Here is a 13,243-nt window from a genome sequence, read left to right as displayed (position 1 = left end):
GCCAATGGTGGCTCTGTAGCGATAGTCTGGCGCGATGAACCTGCGGCGAAACCTTCTGTTCGGTGAGATCGATCAGGTGCTTCGCGATGTCGTTCTGAACAAAATGATTGCGAGTGGCGCAGTGCCGCGAAAGCTCCGAAACATGTTGCTGCGCAGTACCGGGCATGACATCCACCCCACAGCTCTGATGAACGCCGGGGTGTTTCTGGGTGCTTGGCGGGGGCTGAAGGTAGGCGAGCGGGCATTCGTCAATTACGGCTGCTTTTTCGACCTGGGGTCGGAAGTGACTATCGGAAGAGACACTCGGATCGGTTATCAGTCCATGTTCATTACGTGCGGGCATGAAATCGGTGAAGAATTCGACCGTGCGGGCAAGACGAAGAACCTGCCCATCTCGATCGGTGCCGGTTGTTGGATCGGTGCCCGCGTGTCGGTCATGCCGGGTGTTGTTATCGGCGATGGATGCGTCATTGCTTCGGGAAGCGTTGTCACCGCTGACTGCGCACCCAATGGTTTTTACGCGGGGGTCCCGGCCGTCCGCAAGCGTTGTCTACCAACTAATGTGGCTGACGAACAATTCTGAAACAGGTAGTCTGTCGGTTTACGCGGGGACAGAGTGTGGGGCGACCGGTTTTGAGCGGAATTCAGCTGATGAATTTCGGTTAAAACGGCACTAATCGGGAAATGGTCGCGTGTTAAATGGCGCATTTTTGTACTGACCGAATATCTACTGCGCACGGCTGAATCTCGCGCTAAGCTGCCGAAATAATGCCCAAGGGCACCTCGGGGGATTGGATGGGATTTGTGCCGATGAGCCTGGCTTACCATCGAATTCGTCCCGATCGGTTGCACGCGACGGTGTTTCCCGAAGCCCAGTTTCTGCGGGAAGCGCCCGAGCCCAAGCCTGCCGTGGATGCCGCACCAACGCGCGCGTCCGGTCCCTCGAAGTTCGGTCGTAAGGTACAACGGGACGGCACAGTCGTCCGAGCCCCGGAGCGAATCTGGCTTTTCGTGCTGGGTGGCACGTCGGCGCTGCCGCTGATGAACTTCACGGTCACTGGATTCTCCGTCGTGTGTGTGGCAATCGGGTTGGCCTATCTGCTTCCGGGCCCTCGACGTAGGACCGCGACTCCGCTGGTGTTTGCGGTGATCGGCACGGCGTCCTACCTCGCGTCGGCGTGGGTCAACGACACCAGTTATCTGTCGCCCAACGTTTTCGCCTTCGGGTCGTTCGCGTTGTACTTCTGCGGAATCACGGTGCTCGCCGGCTCCATCGAGCGCATTGCCACGGTGCTGCTGGGTATCGCCTTCGGCTCGGTGTTCTTCTACGTAATGATCGGCACGTTCCTCACCTCGGCCGGCAGTGTGGTCGACCTCTGGAAGTACGGAGTAGCGCCTTCGGCAACCATTGCGGTGCTCTATCTGATGGCCTTGTGCCGAATCCGCACAGCTGCAGTCGTGGTCGCATTGCTGGCCCTCGGTGCAGTGAGCCTCGTCCTGAACTTCCGATCCCACGCCGTGATCTGCTGCGCGGTTGCTTTGCTGCTCCTCCTCTCCAAGTACCGCGGGGGCGCGCTGTCGCTGACGAGTCGTGTGGTGACGCTCGGTGTTTTCGCCGTGGGGTTCACCTGGGCGCTCGAATATGCAGCCCGCGATGGATTGCTGGGCGGCTCACTGCGCGAGAAGGTGCTGATGCAGTCGGACGGTTCGGTGCCCATGTTGCTCGCCGGCCGCACCGAGCCGCCGCTCTCCCTCACCGCCATCATGAACAGTCCGCTGCTCGGGTGGGGAGAAGCCGACAACATCTCCCGCGAGGTGTACGTGCAGGCGCAGCACGCCGCAATGACGGTGGGCTTCGACAGATCGTTTCCCTTCGAGTACGCCTGGAAGCTCGGCAACGGGTCGATCTCTCTGCACTCCATCCTGCTCGGATCATGGGCGGAGGCGGGGGTGCTTGCGCTTCTGCTGCCGCTGTGGCTCCTGTGGGCTTGCTACCGCTTGATCTTCGTCGCGGATTCCGCGGGACCGTGGACTCCTCTGATGATGTACCTCGGCATGCAGACCATTTGGGATCTGCTGTATTCGCCGTGGTCGTACAACCTCCCCGCCGTCTTTGCGTGTCTCGCATGCTGTTGCATTGCAGTGAGTTCGGACGGTCGGCATCACGATGGCGACGCAAAGGACGCACATCTGCTGATGCGTCTTCTACGGGACAACCGTGCATCGCGGAGCCGCCACGCATCGGAGGCGAAACGATGAAGACGCACCCGAGTATCAGCGTGGTAATTCCCACGATCGGTCGGCCGAGCCTCGGCAGTGCCGTCGACAGTGCATTGAGTCAATCCGTCGGTGTACTCGAGATTGTCGTCGTTGCCGACACCACCGAGCCCTTGAACCTGCCCGTGGACAAGCGAATCCGCGTTGTGCGAACCGGTCCACGATCGGGTGGGGCCAATGCGCGCCAATACGGAATCCAGGAAGCAGTCGGCGACGTCATTGCGCTGCTCGATGACGACGACCTGTGGCATCCCTACAAACTCGAACGACAGCTGGCCGAAGTCTCGGAAGCGGACGGTAGCCGCTGGGTGGTCACCTGCAAGTGTGCCGTCCGGGAGCAAGGGCACCGTGAGAAGATCTGGCCCAGAACCCTTATCGGGGAGAGGCAGTCGGTGGCCGACTACCTGTTCACCCTGCATCGCTTCACCGTCGGTGACGCGATGCTGCAAAGCAGTACGTTGTGCTTTCCCCGGTCGCTCGCGCTCGAGGTGCCCCTCAATTTCGCGCCGGACTCCATCCACGACGAACCTGGATGGCTGATGGAGCTGCAGCACCGTGTTCCCGATCTGACCATTCGTCACGTGCCGGAATGCTTCTCGATCTACAACATCAGCGAGAACTCGGTATCGCGCAGTTCGATGGACGTGTCGGATCAGTACATCGAATGGGGGCGAGAACACCTCCGGGACGCCAGCGCGCGTGTCCGCGGAGACTACTTCTTGTTCAGTGCGGTCACTGCGGCGGCGTCCGCGCAGTCTTTGTACGGAATCCGTCGATCTGTCGTCAGTGGCTTCTCCGAAGGCCGGCCAGGAGTGCCTGCGATGGTGTACGCCGCGGCGAAGTTCGGCAGAACTCTGATGGGGCAGGTACGGTCCCATGCCCATTGACGCCACCCTGAGCGTGGTCACCATCAGTTACCACGATCCAGCGGGACTGGCCCGCACGCTTGACAGCGTCGCCGCGCAGTCGTACGCGCCGCTCGAACACATCGTCATAGACGGCGGATCCGGCCCCGTCGTCGAGAGGTTGCTCGCCGACGCACAGCCGTCGTACTGGCAGTCTCGAGCAGATGGTGGACGCTACGACGCCATGAATCAGGGGATCGAACGCGCCACCGGAGATGTGGTGTGGCTGATGCACTCCGGCGATTGCTTCGCCGATCCGGATTCCGCGGCGACCGGAATGACCGCCCTAGGTGCAGCCGGATCCGTACGTGATCGCTGGGGATACGGCCGCGCCCGCATTGTCGGCGACCCGGGACGCGAGGGCATCGAATGGGGGTACAGCCCTTTCGAGATGCGAAACTTCGCCTTCGGCATTCGCCCGATCCCACATCAGGCGGTGCTGTTCGGCACGGATCTGCTCCGACGCGTCGGCAATTATGACGTGAACTTCGGACTCGCTGCAGACCACCTGTTCATGCTGGAGGCGGCTCGACTCGAGCAGCCGATCGTCATCGACGCCGTGCTGTGCAACTTCGACGCGGGAGGCGCGGGAAGCGTTCGCCCACAACGTGATCACTTCGCGGACATCAGGAGTGCGTGGGATGTGACCGGGTTCTACCCATTGGGGCGTAGGGACTTCACGAACCTGGCGTCACGCATGATCGAGTATTCGGCGCGATCGAAGCAGCTCGCGCGGTCGGTGCTCTCGCGCCGGACACGGTTAGGTGGTCGGTGATGGCCGGGCGTCACCGTATACCGAGCGAGATGGACGACGATGATGTCGTCGACACCGGCGCTGGACTGGACAGCATCGAACGTAGGGCCGTTATCCTCAGTACCGTGTTCCGAATCGTCGGCACACCCGTCGTCGCCGTGGCCGGACTGGTGAGTGCGGGCCTCGTCATTCGGGCGACCGGTCCCGCGGCCTATGGTGTGGTGGCCTTGGTTGCCACAGTCGGACTGCTGTTGCCCTTCGCCGATCTCGGTATCGGAGCCGTGGTGACGAGTGCGACTTCGAGGTCACGGGACCCCATCAACGACGATTACGCGCTCGCGGTGATCCGTCGTGCGTACCGAATCCTGGCGCGGGTGTCGTTCGTCGTCGCAGGTGTGGCCGTCGCGGTGATGATGTTCGACGGGTGGGGCATGCTCATCGGAACCACCACAGGTCCTGACGACAGGCTCGCCATCACGGTCGCGGTAGCGCTGTTCGGTGTGACCATTCCGGCGGGTTTGGGATTGCGCATCCTGATCGGTGTAGACCGCGCACAGCTGATCGTCGTGGTGATGGTGAGTAATTCGCTGTTCGCATTGCTGGTCACGGCAGGAATGTATGCAGGGGGAGTCCGCGGCATCTGGTACGTCTTGCCGCCGCTCATCGGTGCTTTGCTCGGCAACATCATGGGTACCGTTCTAGCGCTCAGAGTTTCGGGACTTGGGGTGGCGGTTTTCCGAGGAGCGGTAGTGGCGATACCCGCCAAGGGTTTGCTCGAGGGATCGCTGTGGCTCTTCGTCGTCAGCGTCGGCATACCATTCGGTCTTCAAGCCCAGCGAATCGTGCTCTCGCACCTGTCCACTCCTCTCGAATTGAGTCGGTACGCGCTGATGGCACAGCTGTACGGGCTGTGCTGGTCGGTGTTCTCGACAGCGGCGCTGGCATTCTGGCCGATATTCGTCAAACGCCGCACTGCGGCAGCACAAACCGTCAGCCTCTGGCTTACGTCCACCCTGGGATTCGGAGTGGTGGCTGCGGTTGCGGCAATCCCGCTGGTCCTGCTCAGTCCGTGGCTCGCAGATGTGCTCTCGGGCGACACGATCGACATACCGTCGGTTCTCGCCGGGGCCTTCGCGGTCCTGCTCGTTGCTCAGTGCCTTCACCTGCCCTCCGGCATGTTGCTGACCAAGCCTACGGAGGCGCGGTGGCAGGCGGGATGCCTCGCCGCCATGGCTGTGGTCACCACTGTCGCGGCCATTGCGGTGGCACCGACGACGGGTGCCGCGGGAGTTGTCTTGGTCACCGCAGGTGCCGTGCTCCTGTGCCAGTTCATCCCCGATATCGCCTGGGTCCCCAGGCTGGTACGGCAACGCGGCAACGACGAGAGTGCCGCTCCTGCGACGATCGAACTCACTGCCGCATCGAGGATCTCATGATCGACATCGCAAAGTTGCTTCCGCTGTTGCGCACCCTCAACAGGATCGACCAGAACGCGTATATGACCGTCGTGGTCAAGTTGCTCAGGCGTGCCGGCGTCTCGGTCGAGGGTAGACCGCTGTGGATCTCGTCCTCGGTGTTTCTCGACAATTCGGGCCCCGGCTCGATTACGTTCGGTGACCGCTGCGTTGTGTCGGACGCCGTCAAAATACTCACCCACGACTTCTCTCTCGACCGAGTGGCAGAAGCGCGTGGAGAACTTCCCTCCGACGAGGAACTGTATCGCCGGGCACCGGTGTCGATCGGTGCCCGAGCATTCGTCGGACTGGGAACGGTCATCATGCCCGGTGTTGTTGTCGGCGACGACGTCATCATCGGTGCCGGGTCCGTGGTGACGCAGTCGATCGCACCGGGAGATGTGGTGGCAGGCAATCCTGCTCGCCGGATCTGTACGACCGACGAGCTGTGGGACAAGAGGCGGTCGGAATTCGAAGTACGGAAACGGAGACGCTGATGCGTATCACTCTGATCGGCCTCAACTACAAGCCCGAAGTCACCGGGATCGCGCCCTACACCGCGGATGTCGCGGAAGGTCTCTCGGAACGTGGCTACGACATCCACGTTGTCACCGGCTTCCCGCACTATCCGCAGTGGGCCCCCGATCCGCGCTATGCCGGTCCGACCATCGAGGAGATGGTCGACGGTGTGCACGTCACGCGGCATCGCCATTACGTTCCGGGCAGTATGACCGTCACACAGCGTGCTCATCTCGAGCTGTCGTTCGGCAGCAGGGTAGCGCGTGGCCGAATTCCAGCCTCGGACGTGGTGGTATGCGTGTCACCCGCGCTGGTGTCCACCGGCTTGGTGATGGCCCGACTCAAGGCACAGCCGTTCCGCCCGGCACTGGGGGTGTGGGTGCAAGATCTCTACAGTCGCGGGGTCATCGAGACAGGCACGATGCACGGGTCCAGTGCTAGTGCGACAACCAATCTCGAATCCGGGATTCTTCGTACTGCGGACGGGGTAGCGGTGATCCATCAACGGTTCGCAGACTACGCACATGATGTTCTGCGGGTCGCTGAAAGTAAACTCAGCGTCATCCCGAACTGGACGCACATGCCATATCAGCCCTCGATGAGCCGTGAGCACGCGCGCGATCTGTTGGGGTGGTCACGAGACTCGGTGATCGCACTGCACTCCGGAAACATGGGGCTCAAGCAGGGCCTCGAGAACGTCGTCGAAGCAGCGCGGGAATCGGACCGTAGGGGTGGACCCGTCAAGTTCGTCCTGATGGGAGACGGAAATCAGCGAGAAATGCTCGAAGAACTGGGCGCGGGCATCGCGTGCTTGACCTTCGTACGGTCCTTGCCCGAGAAAGAGTTTCGCGCGGCACTGGACGCTGCGGATGTTCTGCTCCTCAACGAGCGGCCCGAGGTTTCGGAGATGGCAGTCCCCAGCAAACTCACTGCGTACTTCGGAAGCGGCAGTCCCGTTCTGGCGGCCACAGCAGCCGGTAGCGTCACCGATCAGGAGGTGCGATCGGCCGGTGCCGGGATACGCGTGGACCCCGCGGATCCGGCGGGCCTTGTGGACGGCGTGATGGCCCTGGCCGCCGACCCCGAGAAATCCGCGCAGCTGGTCCGGTCGGGGAATCGGTATTTGCAGCACAACATGTCTCGTGCCGTTGCGATGGACAGGTTCGAGAAGTGGGTGCACACGCTGGCCGCCGCTCACCCCACGAGGGCGCGTACCGCATCGAGCGCTCGCTTGGGGGTGTAATCCGTCCGTACCAGACCGTAGTTGTAATCCGGCACTGTACTTCCCGTCATCGAATCTCGGAAGTCGAAGACGAACACCGGTCCCGCGTAGGGTAGCTGCGCGAGCGTCGAAATGCCGTCGACCAAAATGTCGGCCTGACGCTGCTCGTCTACTCCCGGTCCGGAAATGCCTGTGGGCGCGCCGAACTCGGTGAACCAGATCCGCTTTTCCGTATCCCCATGGCGCTCCATGACGGTGCGGACGGCGGTGATCTCGTTGGCCGAGGACCATGCTGCGGTCGGCTCACTCAAGAGGTGCGGGCTGCTGTATGGATGCATCGAGACTGCATCGAAGGAGCGGGCTCCCGCACATCTGTAAAGGGCATCGACGAACGTCGCAGGAGACAGATCGTTGGTGGAATCGATTGCGGGCGAGGTCGGTCCGGTGATGACCAGTGCGCCAGGTGCTGCGGCCCGGATAGCCTCGGAGCTCGAGGTGAGAACGGCGCAGTACTGCTCGGGGTTGACGCTCGGGCCGTAGCTGGCCGCGACGTTCGGCTCGTTCCACACCTCCCAGGCCGTGATCTTGTCGCGATAGCGAGCTGCTGCAGCAGAGGCAAATTCGGCAAATCGCTCCGCTGATGTCGGCGCAGGGTGCGAGACCAGTGCGTATGCGGGTGGCACCGCCCATGTGGGCGCCCAGGTCAGAACGCCGAGCACTGCGAGGTTGCGTTCGGTGGCCCACTCGATCTCCGCATCGGATCGACTCCAATCCATCGTGCCCTCGATGCTCTCGATATCGGACCATTTGAGCAGCAACCTGATTCCCGTGAAACCGGTGTCGGCAACGGAGTCGATGTCACGCCGAACATCGGACCCGGGCATACCGATGCTGGCGACGTTACTGGCAACGCGCACTGCATCCCACGACGAAACGGGACTGGGGCCCGGTTCCGGGCTTCGTTCGACCTCAACGCTTGTCGTCGTGCACGACGCGACGAAGATCAGCACGAATGCCAGCGGAACCCATCTGTGTCGCACGGCCATACGATGCATTATGACGGGTGGACACCACGGCTGCGCGACCATAGATTTGCACGCATGCCGTACACCGCGAAGAAGTCCGTTCTGATCCGGCTGGCTCGCATCTGGGCGCGGCCGTTGTGGTGGGGCGTGCAGGCATCGGGAAACGAGCAGTTGGTGCGGGCAGATGTGGACCGGTGGATCGAGTGCATCGGAAACGACGCGCTCGTCCCGTTGGACCCGTATTCGCGCTTCGCATATCTCGCGGGTGCCCTGCACGAATTCCGAAACGTCGTTCATTTTCGGATGCGGCCGAGTCCACTGCTGGTACGGATCGTTCTGAAAAAGATCTATCGACCCGACCGGACGATCCTTCTCGAATCGAATTCCATCGGCCCCGGGATCTTCCTGCATCACGGCAACGGAATCATGGTCTCGGCTACCTCGATCGGGAGAAACTTCTGGGTGAACCAACACGCCTCGGTCGGCTATTCGCCGAAGGGGCGACCCACCATCGGTGACGACGTCATGGTGGCGGCCGGAGCCGTCGTCGCAGGACCGATCGTGCTCGGTGACGGCGTGACCATCGGTGCCAACGCAGTCGTGGTCAAGGACGTGCCACCGGGCACCGTCATGGCGGCACCGCTGGCGCAGCCACTCAGGAAGCGGACGTGACCGATCGATCGCTCGCAGGTTTCACCGGAGCGGGATACGACAAAGGCAGACCGTTCCACGTCCAAGTGCTGTGGATGCTTGCGTCGAGTCTCGTGGTCTCGCACTGGTGGTGCCCGAATTCGGTTCGGTTGCGAATCTTCCGAATGTTCGGCGCGCAGATCGGCGTCGGTGTCTTGATTCGCCATCGCGTACGCATCCACTGGCCGTGGAAGCTGACTGTCGGCGACAATTCGTGGGTCGGTGAGGACGCGTGGATTCTCAATCTCGAGCCGGTGTCCATCGGCGCGAACACCTGTATCTCCCAGGGTGTCCTGCTCTGCACGGGCAGTCACGATCGACGGTCGAGGACCTTCGAGTTCGACAACGCACCCATCCGTATCGGTGACAGAGCGTGGCTCGCGGCCCGAGCGACCGTGCTGCGCGGTGTCACCATCGGCAACGACGTGACAATCGGCGCAACGGCGCTGGTGACCACCGACGTCGACGACGGCGTGACTGTGCTCGCACCCGCCGCCCGAAGATCGGAGTGAACGATGCGAATCCTGCACGTCGTGACACTGATCTCCGAGGACGGTGCTTATGGCGGCCCCGCACGGGTGGCTCTCAACCAAGCCGACGCGCTCGTCGGCCTGGGTCACGAAATCACCGTCGTCGCGGCGGGAGCCGGCCCGTCTCCGAGCTCGGGTGCTGTTGGTATCGAGCTGTTCCGGCCGCGACGAGTGATTCCGCACAGCGGATTTGCCGGCCTTGTCGCACCTGGCATGCTTCGTTGGATTGCCGGCAGAGCCGCAACGTTCGATGTCGCCCACATTCACCTTGCTCGTGATCTGGTGACGCTTCCTGCCGCTCGGCTGTGCCGAATGCGGGGAGTGGCGACGGTGGTGCAGACCCACGGGATGATCGATGCAAGCGACAAGATTCTTGCCGCCCCGCTCGATGCGCTGGTCACTCGGTCTGCGTTGCGCCGAGCGGCCGCCGTCCTGTACCTCACCGACCGTGAGCGGGCCGACCTGATCTCGGTCGCGGGCCCGCAGATGACGTTGTCGAAACTGATCAACGGCGTCCCCGCGCTGGCGGAAAAACCTCCGAGTGCCGATCTCGAAGTGCTTTTCCTGGCGCGCTTGCATCCTCGCAAGCGTGTCGATCTCTTCGTGGACATGGCGGAAAATCTTGTCCACGAAAATGATTCGGTGACGTTCGCGATCGTCGGTCCGGACGCGGGGGCCGGGGACGCGGTATCGCAGCGGACCGGGCCAAGGATTCGCTGGGAGGGACCGTGTCCCCCCGCGAAGACCGCGGATCGCATGCGGGCGGCCAGTGTCTACGTACTGCCTTCGGTCGACGAGCCGTACCCGATGTCCGTGTTGGAAGCCATGGCGGTGGGGCTGCCCGTGGTGGTAACCGACAGCTGCGGTCTCGCGCCCGACATCGTGCGCATCGGCTGCGGGATCGTGGTACCGGGTGGTGCGCTGACGCCCCTCGTCGACGCCGTTCGCCGTTTGCTCGACGATGCGGACCTACGTATCGAGATGGGCAGGCGGGGTCGGGTAGCGGCGCTCAGCGAATTCGGTACCGAGGCCGTGGCCCGAGAACTCGACGAGCGTTATCGAGAAGCGGCGCAGCATGTTTCGAGGTAGAGCGGTTCTCGCGACGTTGCTGTCGATCGTCGTCGTGGGCGGTGTCGTGTTCGTCGGCCTGCGATACGACACGACGCGCACCGAAGAAGGACTGTCCGATACATTCTCTACGCCGTTCGTTCCGCCTGCCAACGGCGGCCCGACTGCCGTCTTCATCGGAGATTCGTACGTTTCAGGTGCAGGCGCAAGCGATCTCGGTCGTCGGTGGACCACGCTCGTCTCCTCGAACAAGCTATGGACGGAGGAGAACATCGGAATCGGTTCGACGGGATATGCACTCGCGGCACCGGGATGCGGGGCCGAACGATGTGGCAGTTTCGAGGAGATGGCCGGCTACGCGGTGACGCTGAACCCGCCCGTCGTCGTTGTGGCCGGTGGTACCAACGACTTCGATCAATTCGTCCGGGACCCCACCGATATCGTCAACGCGATCTACGACACCATGGGCACACTTCGCACGGGGTTACCCACCGCGAGGATCATCGCCGTCGGCCCTTCTTCGGCGGGCGCAGTGCCGCCGTTCGTCACTGCCTACGAGGGCGTGGTGCGCGATGCAGTGAACGCGATCGGCGGAGAGTTCGTATCACTGACAGATCCGGACGTGGTCGAGGAGAGCATGCTCGATCCCGATGGTGTGCACGTCGGCGACGAGGGGCACGCCGCCATTGCGGCGGCGGTCGAACAGGCGTTGAAGTAGCCCAATCGCTCCGGAGCGGATTGCAAGTGAGTTCGAATCGGAGCGCCGAAGTGTCGAGAATCACCTCGACTTTCCCGGTTGCCGGGTCGCCGTCTACCGTCACGACGAACATCGGTGGGACGTATGGATCGATCCCTTGCGCGGGGTGGATTCAATTGACGCAAATCGGGTTGTGTGAGGGCCGTGAATCTTCACAACGGGACATTTGCTTGATTGTGCTCATGATTCCAACTAATGAATTGACTGAAACGGCGGGCCTTCTCATCCGTTGCACGGAATCCATATACCTATGTAACGATTGAGCCACGCAGTTGTACGTTGCGGGTTGTGCGAACGGACGAGGAGCTCGAAGCATGGAGATACAGGATTACCTGAAAATCCTGAAGGCGCGGTGGATCATCATCGCCGTCACCGTGGTCGTAGCGATCCTCGGGGCCTTGGGTGCATCCCTTCTGACCACACCGATGTACGAGTCGAGCGCCAGAATGTTCGTCTCCACGTCGGGTGGAACATCGGTGAGCGAGACCTACCAGGGCAACCTGTTCTCGCAGCAACGTGTGGCGTCTTACTCCGAGTTGGTCACCAGCGAAGCGCTGGCTGCTCGAGTTCTCGATGTGCTGCCGCTCGGTCTGACGCCGTCACAGCTGGCCGCGAAGGTCAAAGCATCGTCGACTCCGGATACCGTTCTGTTCGACATCACGGTCACCGATTCCTCTCCCGCTCGTGCTCGTGACATTGCCAACGCGATGGCCTCTGAGCTGACGTCTCAGGTCCGTGACCTGGAGACTCCGGAGGACGGCGGAACCCCGTCGGCTGGTGTGAAGACCTTCCAGCAGGCCGATGCATCGTCGACGCCGGTCAGCCCCAAGACCAAGCGCAACCTCGCCCTGGGTGCGGCCGTGGGCCTGCTGCTCGGTATCGCACTGGCGGTGTTGCGGGACCGTTTGGACAACACGATCAAGAATCGTCGCGAAATCGAGTCGATCTCCGGCAAGGCGCTCGTCGGCACCATTCCGTTCGACAAGGAACGCAAGGCGCATCCGGCCGTCGACTTCCAAGACCTCACGCAGTCGGCCAGCGCCGAAGCTTTCCGTGAGCTTCGCACCAACCTGCAGTTCCTCGAAGTCGATCACCCGCCGCGCGTCATCGTCGTCACCAGTGCGATTCCGAGTGAAGGCAAGACGACCACTGCGCTGAACTTGGCGATCTCGCTCGCCGAAGCCGGCCACCACGTCGTCCTCGTCGAAGGCGATCTGCGTCGTCCTCGAATCTCGAAGTACATGGGCCTCATCGGTTCGGTCGGTCTGAGCACAGTCCTTGCCGGGCAGGCCAAGGTCGACGAAGTACTGCAGCCGACCAAGTACGAGGGTCTGCAAGCCATGGCGTCCGGTCCCATACCGCCGAACCCGTCCGAGCTGCTGGGTTCGGAAGCGTCTCGCGCCATGCTGGTGGAACTGCGCTCGAAGTTCGACTACGTCATCGTCGACGGCGCGCCGCTGTTGCCGGTGACCGACTCGGCCGTGTTGACGACCCATGCCGACGGTGCCCTCCTGGTCACCCGCTACGGGCACACCAAGAGCAACGAATTGTCCAGGTCCATCGGCAATTTGGAAACGATCGGCGCTCACGTCCTCGGCGTGGTGCTGGCGCTCACGCCCTCGAAGAAGGGTGACATGTACAGCTACTCGTACAACTACACCGCCGATACCAACCTGCCCAAGCAGGTGACACCGCCGGTGCCTGCCCCTGCCCCTCAGGCACCTGCCGCGTCACTGGCGCCGGTTGCCCCGCCCACTCCCGCACCGGTGCATGCCCCGCCGTCGCGGCAGTCTTCCCCTCGGTCGGCGTCTGCATCGCCTGCTGCGGGTCCGAGGACGCCCGTGTCAACGCGGGAATCCGAGAACTACCCCCGATCCGATCGGCCGGAGACTCTGCCCAGAAATGGCACCGAAAACCCGAGACTGCGCAAGTAATCGTCTGAAGGCCGGACCAGTTGGGCTTCGGCTGTCTGCTTGTAGAAATGGCTATTTTACGAGGGGTCATCGCCCAAGGAGTACTACCGTCGAGACGTTCAGAATCTG

13 protein-coding genes are annotated in these 13,243 nt (G+C 62.4%); 12 read left to right on the top strand and 1 reads right to left on the bottom strand.

Translation table 11 applies throughout. The features are described from left to right. Positions 1–34 precede the first annotated feature (34 nt). From AC5WEY_RS01565 to AC5WEY_RS01535, 7 genes are all read left to right on the top strand, one after another. Entirely contained in the window at positions 35–583 is a 549-nt protein-coding gene (locus AC5WEY_RS01565) for an acyltransferase (protein ID WP_495644412.1), read from the top strand. Between the two features lie 227 nt (positions 584–810). Next, positions 811–2,259 (top strand): hypothetical protein, encoded by a 1,449-nt coding sequence (locus tag AC5WEY_RS01560; RefSeq protein WP_495644411.1) that lies wholly within the window; start codon positions 811–813, stop codon positions 2,257–2,259. Further along, the gene (locus tag AC5WEY_RS01555; RefSeq protein ID WP_495644410.1) at positions 2,256–3,164 is read left to right on the top strand and encodes a glycosyltransferase family 2 protein; all 909 of its coding nucleotides are present in this window, start codon (positions 2,256–2,258) and stop codon (positions 3,162–3,164) included. The genes AC5WEY_RS01560 and AC5WEY_RS01555 overlap by 4 nt, the downstream gene beginning before the upstream one ends. Continuing rightward, the gene (locus AC5WEY_RS01550; protein ID WP_495644409.1) at positions 3,154–3,957 is read left to right on the top strand and encodes a glycosyltransferase; all 804 of its coding nucleotides are present in this window, start codon (positions 3,154–3,156) and stop codon (positions 3,955–3,957) included. The genes AC5WEY_RS01555 and AC5WEY_RS01550 overlap by 11 nt, the downstream gene beginning before the upstream one ends. Positions 3,958–3,986: 29 nt before the next feature. Further along, on the top strand, positions 3,987–5,372 hold the full coding sequence (locus AC5WEY_RS01545; RefSeq protein ID WP_495644408.1) for a lipopolysaccharide biosynthesis protein: 1,386 nt from the start codon (positions 3,987–3,989) through the stop codon (positions 5,370–5,372). Next, positions 5,369–5,887, top strand: a complete 519-nt coding sequence (locus AC5WEY_RS01540; protein WP_495644407.1) for an acyltransferase — start codon at positions 5,369–5,371, stop codon at positions 5,885–5,887. The genes AC5WEY_RS01545 and AC5WEY_RS01540 overlap by 4 nt, the downstream gene beginning before the upstream one ends. Further along, entirely contained in the window at positions 5,887–7,152 is a 1,266-nt protein-coding gene (locus tag AC5WEY_RS01535; protein WP_495644406.1) for a glycosyltransferase family 4 protein, read from the top strand. The genes AC5WEY_RS01540 and AC5WEY_RS01535 overlap by 1 nt, the downstream gene beginning before the upstream one ends. Here the strand turns inward: AC5WEY_RS01535 and AC5WEY_RS01530 are convergent. Next, positions 7,104–8,177 carry a cellulase family glycosylhydrolase gene (locus tag AC5WEY_RS01530; RefSeq protein WP_495644405.1) on the bottom strand — a complete coding sequence of 358 codons (1,074 nt, stop codon included), beginning with the start codon at positions 8,175–8,177 and terminating at the stop codon, positions 7,104–7,106. The two genes, AC5WEY_RS01535 and AC5WEY_RS01530, sit on opposite strands and share 49 nt — an antisense overlap. Positions 8,178–8,231: 54 nt before the next feature. On the opposite strand from AC5WEY_RS01530, the gene AC5WEY_RS01525 reads away from it, so the two are divergent. The 5 genes from AC5WEY_RS01525 (at position 8,232) to AC5WEY_RS01505 (ending at position 13,135) form a co-directional block, all read left to right on the top strand. After that, a complete protein-coding gene (locus tag AC5WEY_RS01525; RefSeq protein ID WP_495644404.1) occupies positions 8,232–8,828 on the top strand; it encodes an LbetaH domain-containing protein in 597 nt (198 codons plus the stop codon). Next, positions 8,825–9,358: a DapH/DapD/GlmU-related protein gene (locus tag AC5WEY_RS01520; RefSeq protein WP_495644403.1), complete on the top strand. Its 534-nt coding sequence runs from the start codon at positions 8,825–8,827 to the stop codon at positions 9,356–9,358. Before AC5WEY_RS01525 ends, AC5WEY_RS01520 begins: the two co-directional genes overlap by 4 nt. Before the next feature lie 3 nt (positions 9,359–9,361). Then, a complete protein-coding gene (locus AC5WEY_RS01515; protein ID WP_495644402.1) occupies positions 9,362–10,465 on the top strand; it encodes a glycosyltransferase in 1,104 nt (367 codons plus the stop codon). Then, positions 10,452–11,162, top strand: a complete 711-nt coding sequence (locus tag AC5WEY_RS01510) for an SGNH/GDSL hydrolase family protein (RefSeq protein WP_495644401.1) — start codon at positions 10,452–10,454, stop codon at positions 11,160–11,162. The genes AC5WEY_RS01515 and AC5WEY_RS01510 overlap by 14 nt, the downstream gene beginning before the upstream one ends. Before the next feature lie 353 nt (positions 11,163–11,515). Continuing rightward, complete coding sequence (locus tag AC5WEY_RS01505; protein WP_495644400.1) at positions 11,516–13,135, top strand: tyrosine-protein kinase domain-containing protein; 1,620 nt, start codon at positions 11,516–11,518, stop codon at positions 13,133–13,135. The last annotated feature ends 108 nt before the right edge of the window (positions 13,136–13,243 follow it).

Source organism: Rhodococcoides sp. S146-33 (assembly GCF_059489205.1).
Note: the sequence above shows the minus strand (reverse complement) of the source record. Positions and strands in the feature narration are given on the sequence as shown.

Bases quoted from the DNA above. Each gene is read 5' to 3' on its own strand.
- AC5WEY_RS01525 (WP_495644404.1), top strand. From the start codon at position 8,232: ATGCCGTACACCGCGAAGAAGTCCGTTCTGATCCGGCTGGCTCGCATC.
- AC5WEY_RS01540 (WP_495644407.1), top strand. From the start codon at position 5,369: ATGATCGACATCGCAAAGTTGCTTCCGCTGTTGCGCACCCTCAACAGG.
- AC5WEY_RS01555 (WP_495644410.1), top strand. From the start codon at position 2,256: ATGAAGACGCACCCGAGTATCAGCGTGGTAATTCCCACGATCGGTCGG.
- AC5WEY_RS01505 (WP_495644400.1), top strand. From the start codon at position 11,516: ATGGAGATACAGGATTACCTGAAAATCCTGAAGGCGCGGTGGATCATC.
- AC5WEY_RS01565 (WP_495644412.1), top strand. From the start codon at position 35: ATGAACCTGCGGCGAAACCTTCTGTTCGGTGAGATCGATCAGGTGCTT.
- AC5WEY_RS01560 (WP_495644411.1), top strand. From the start codon at position 811: ATGAGCCTGGCTTACCATCGAATTCGTCCCGATCGGTTGCACGCGACG.
- AC5WEY_RS01535 (WP_495644406.1), top strand. From the start codon at position 5,887: ATGCGTATCACTCTGATCGGCCTCAACTACAAGCCCGAAGTCACCGGG.
- AC5WEY_RS01545 (WP_495644408.1), top strand. From the start codon at position 3,987: ATGGACGACGATGATGTCGTCGACACCGGCGCTGGACTGGACAGCATC.
- AC5WEY_RS01530 (WP_495644405.1), bottom strand. From the start codon at position 8,177: ATGGCCGTGCGACACAGATGGGTTCCGCTGGCATTCGTGCTGATCTTC.
- AC5WEY_RS01550 (WP_495644409.1), top strand. From the start codon at position 3,154: ATGCCCATTGACGCCACCCTGAGCGTGGTCACCATCAGTTACCACGAT.
- AC5WEY_RS01515 (WP_495644402.1), top strand. From the start codon at position 9,362: ATGCGAATCCTGCACGTCGTGACACTGATCTCCGAGGACGGTGCTTAT.
- AC5WEY_RS01510 (WP_495644401.1), top strand. From the start codon at position 10,452: ATGTTTCGAGGTAGAGCGGTTCTCGCGACGTTGCTGTCGATCGTCGTC.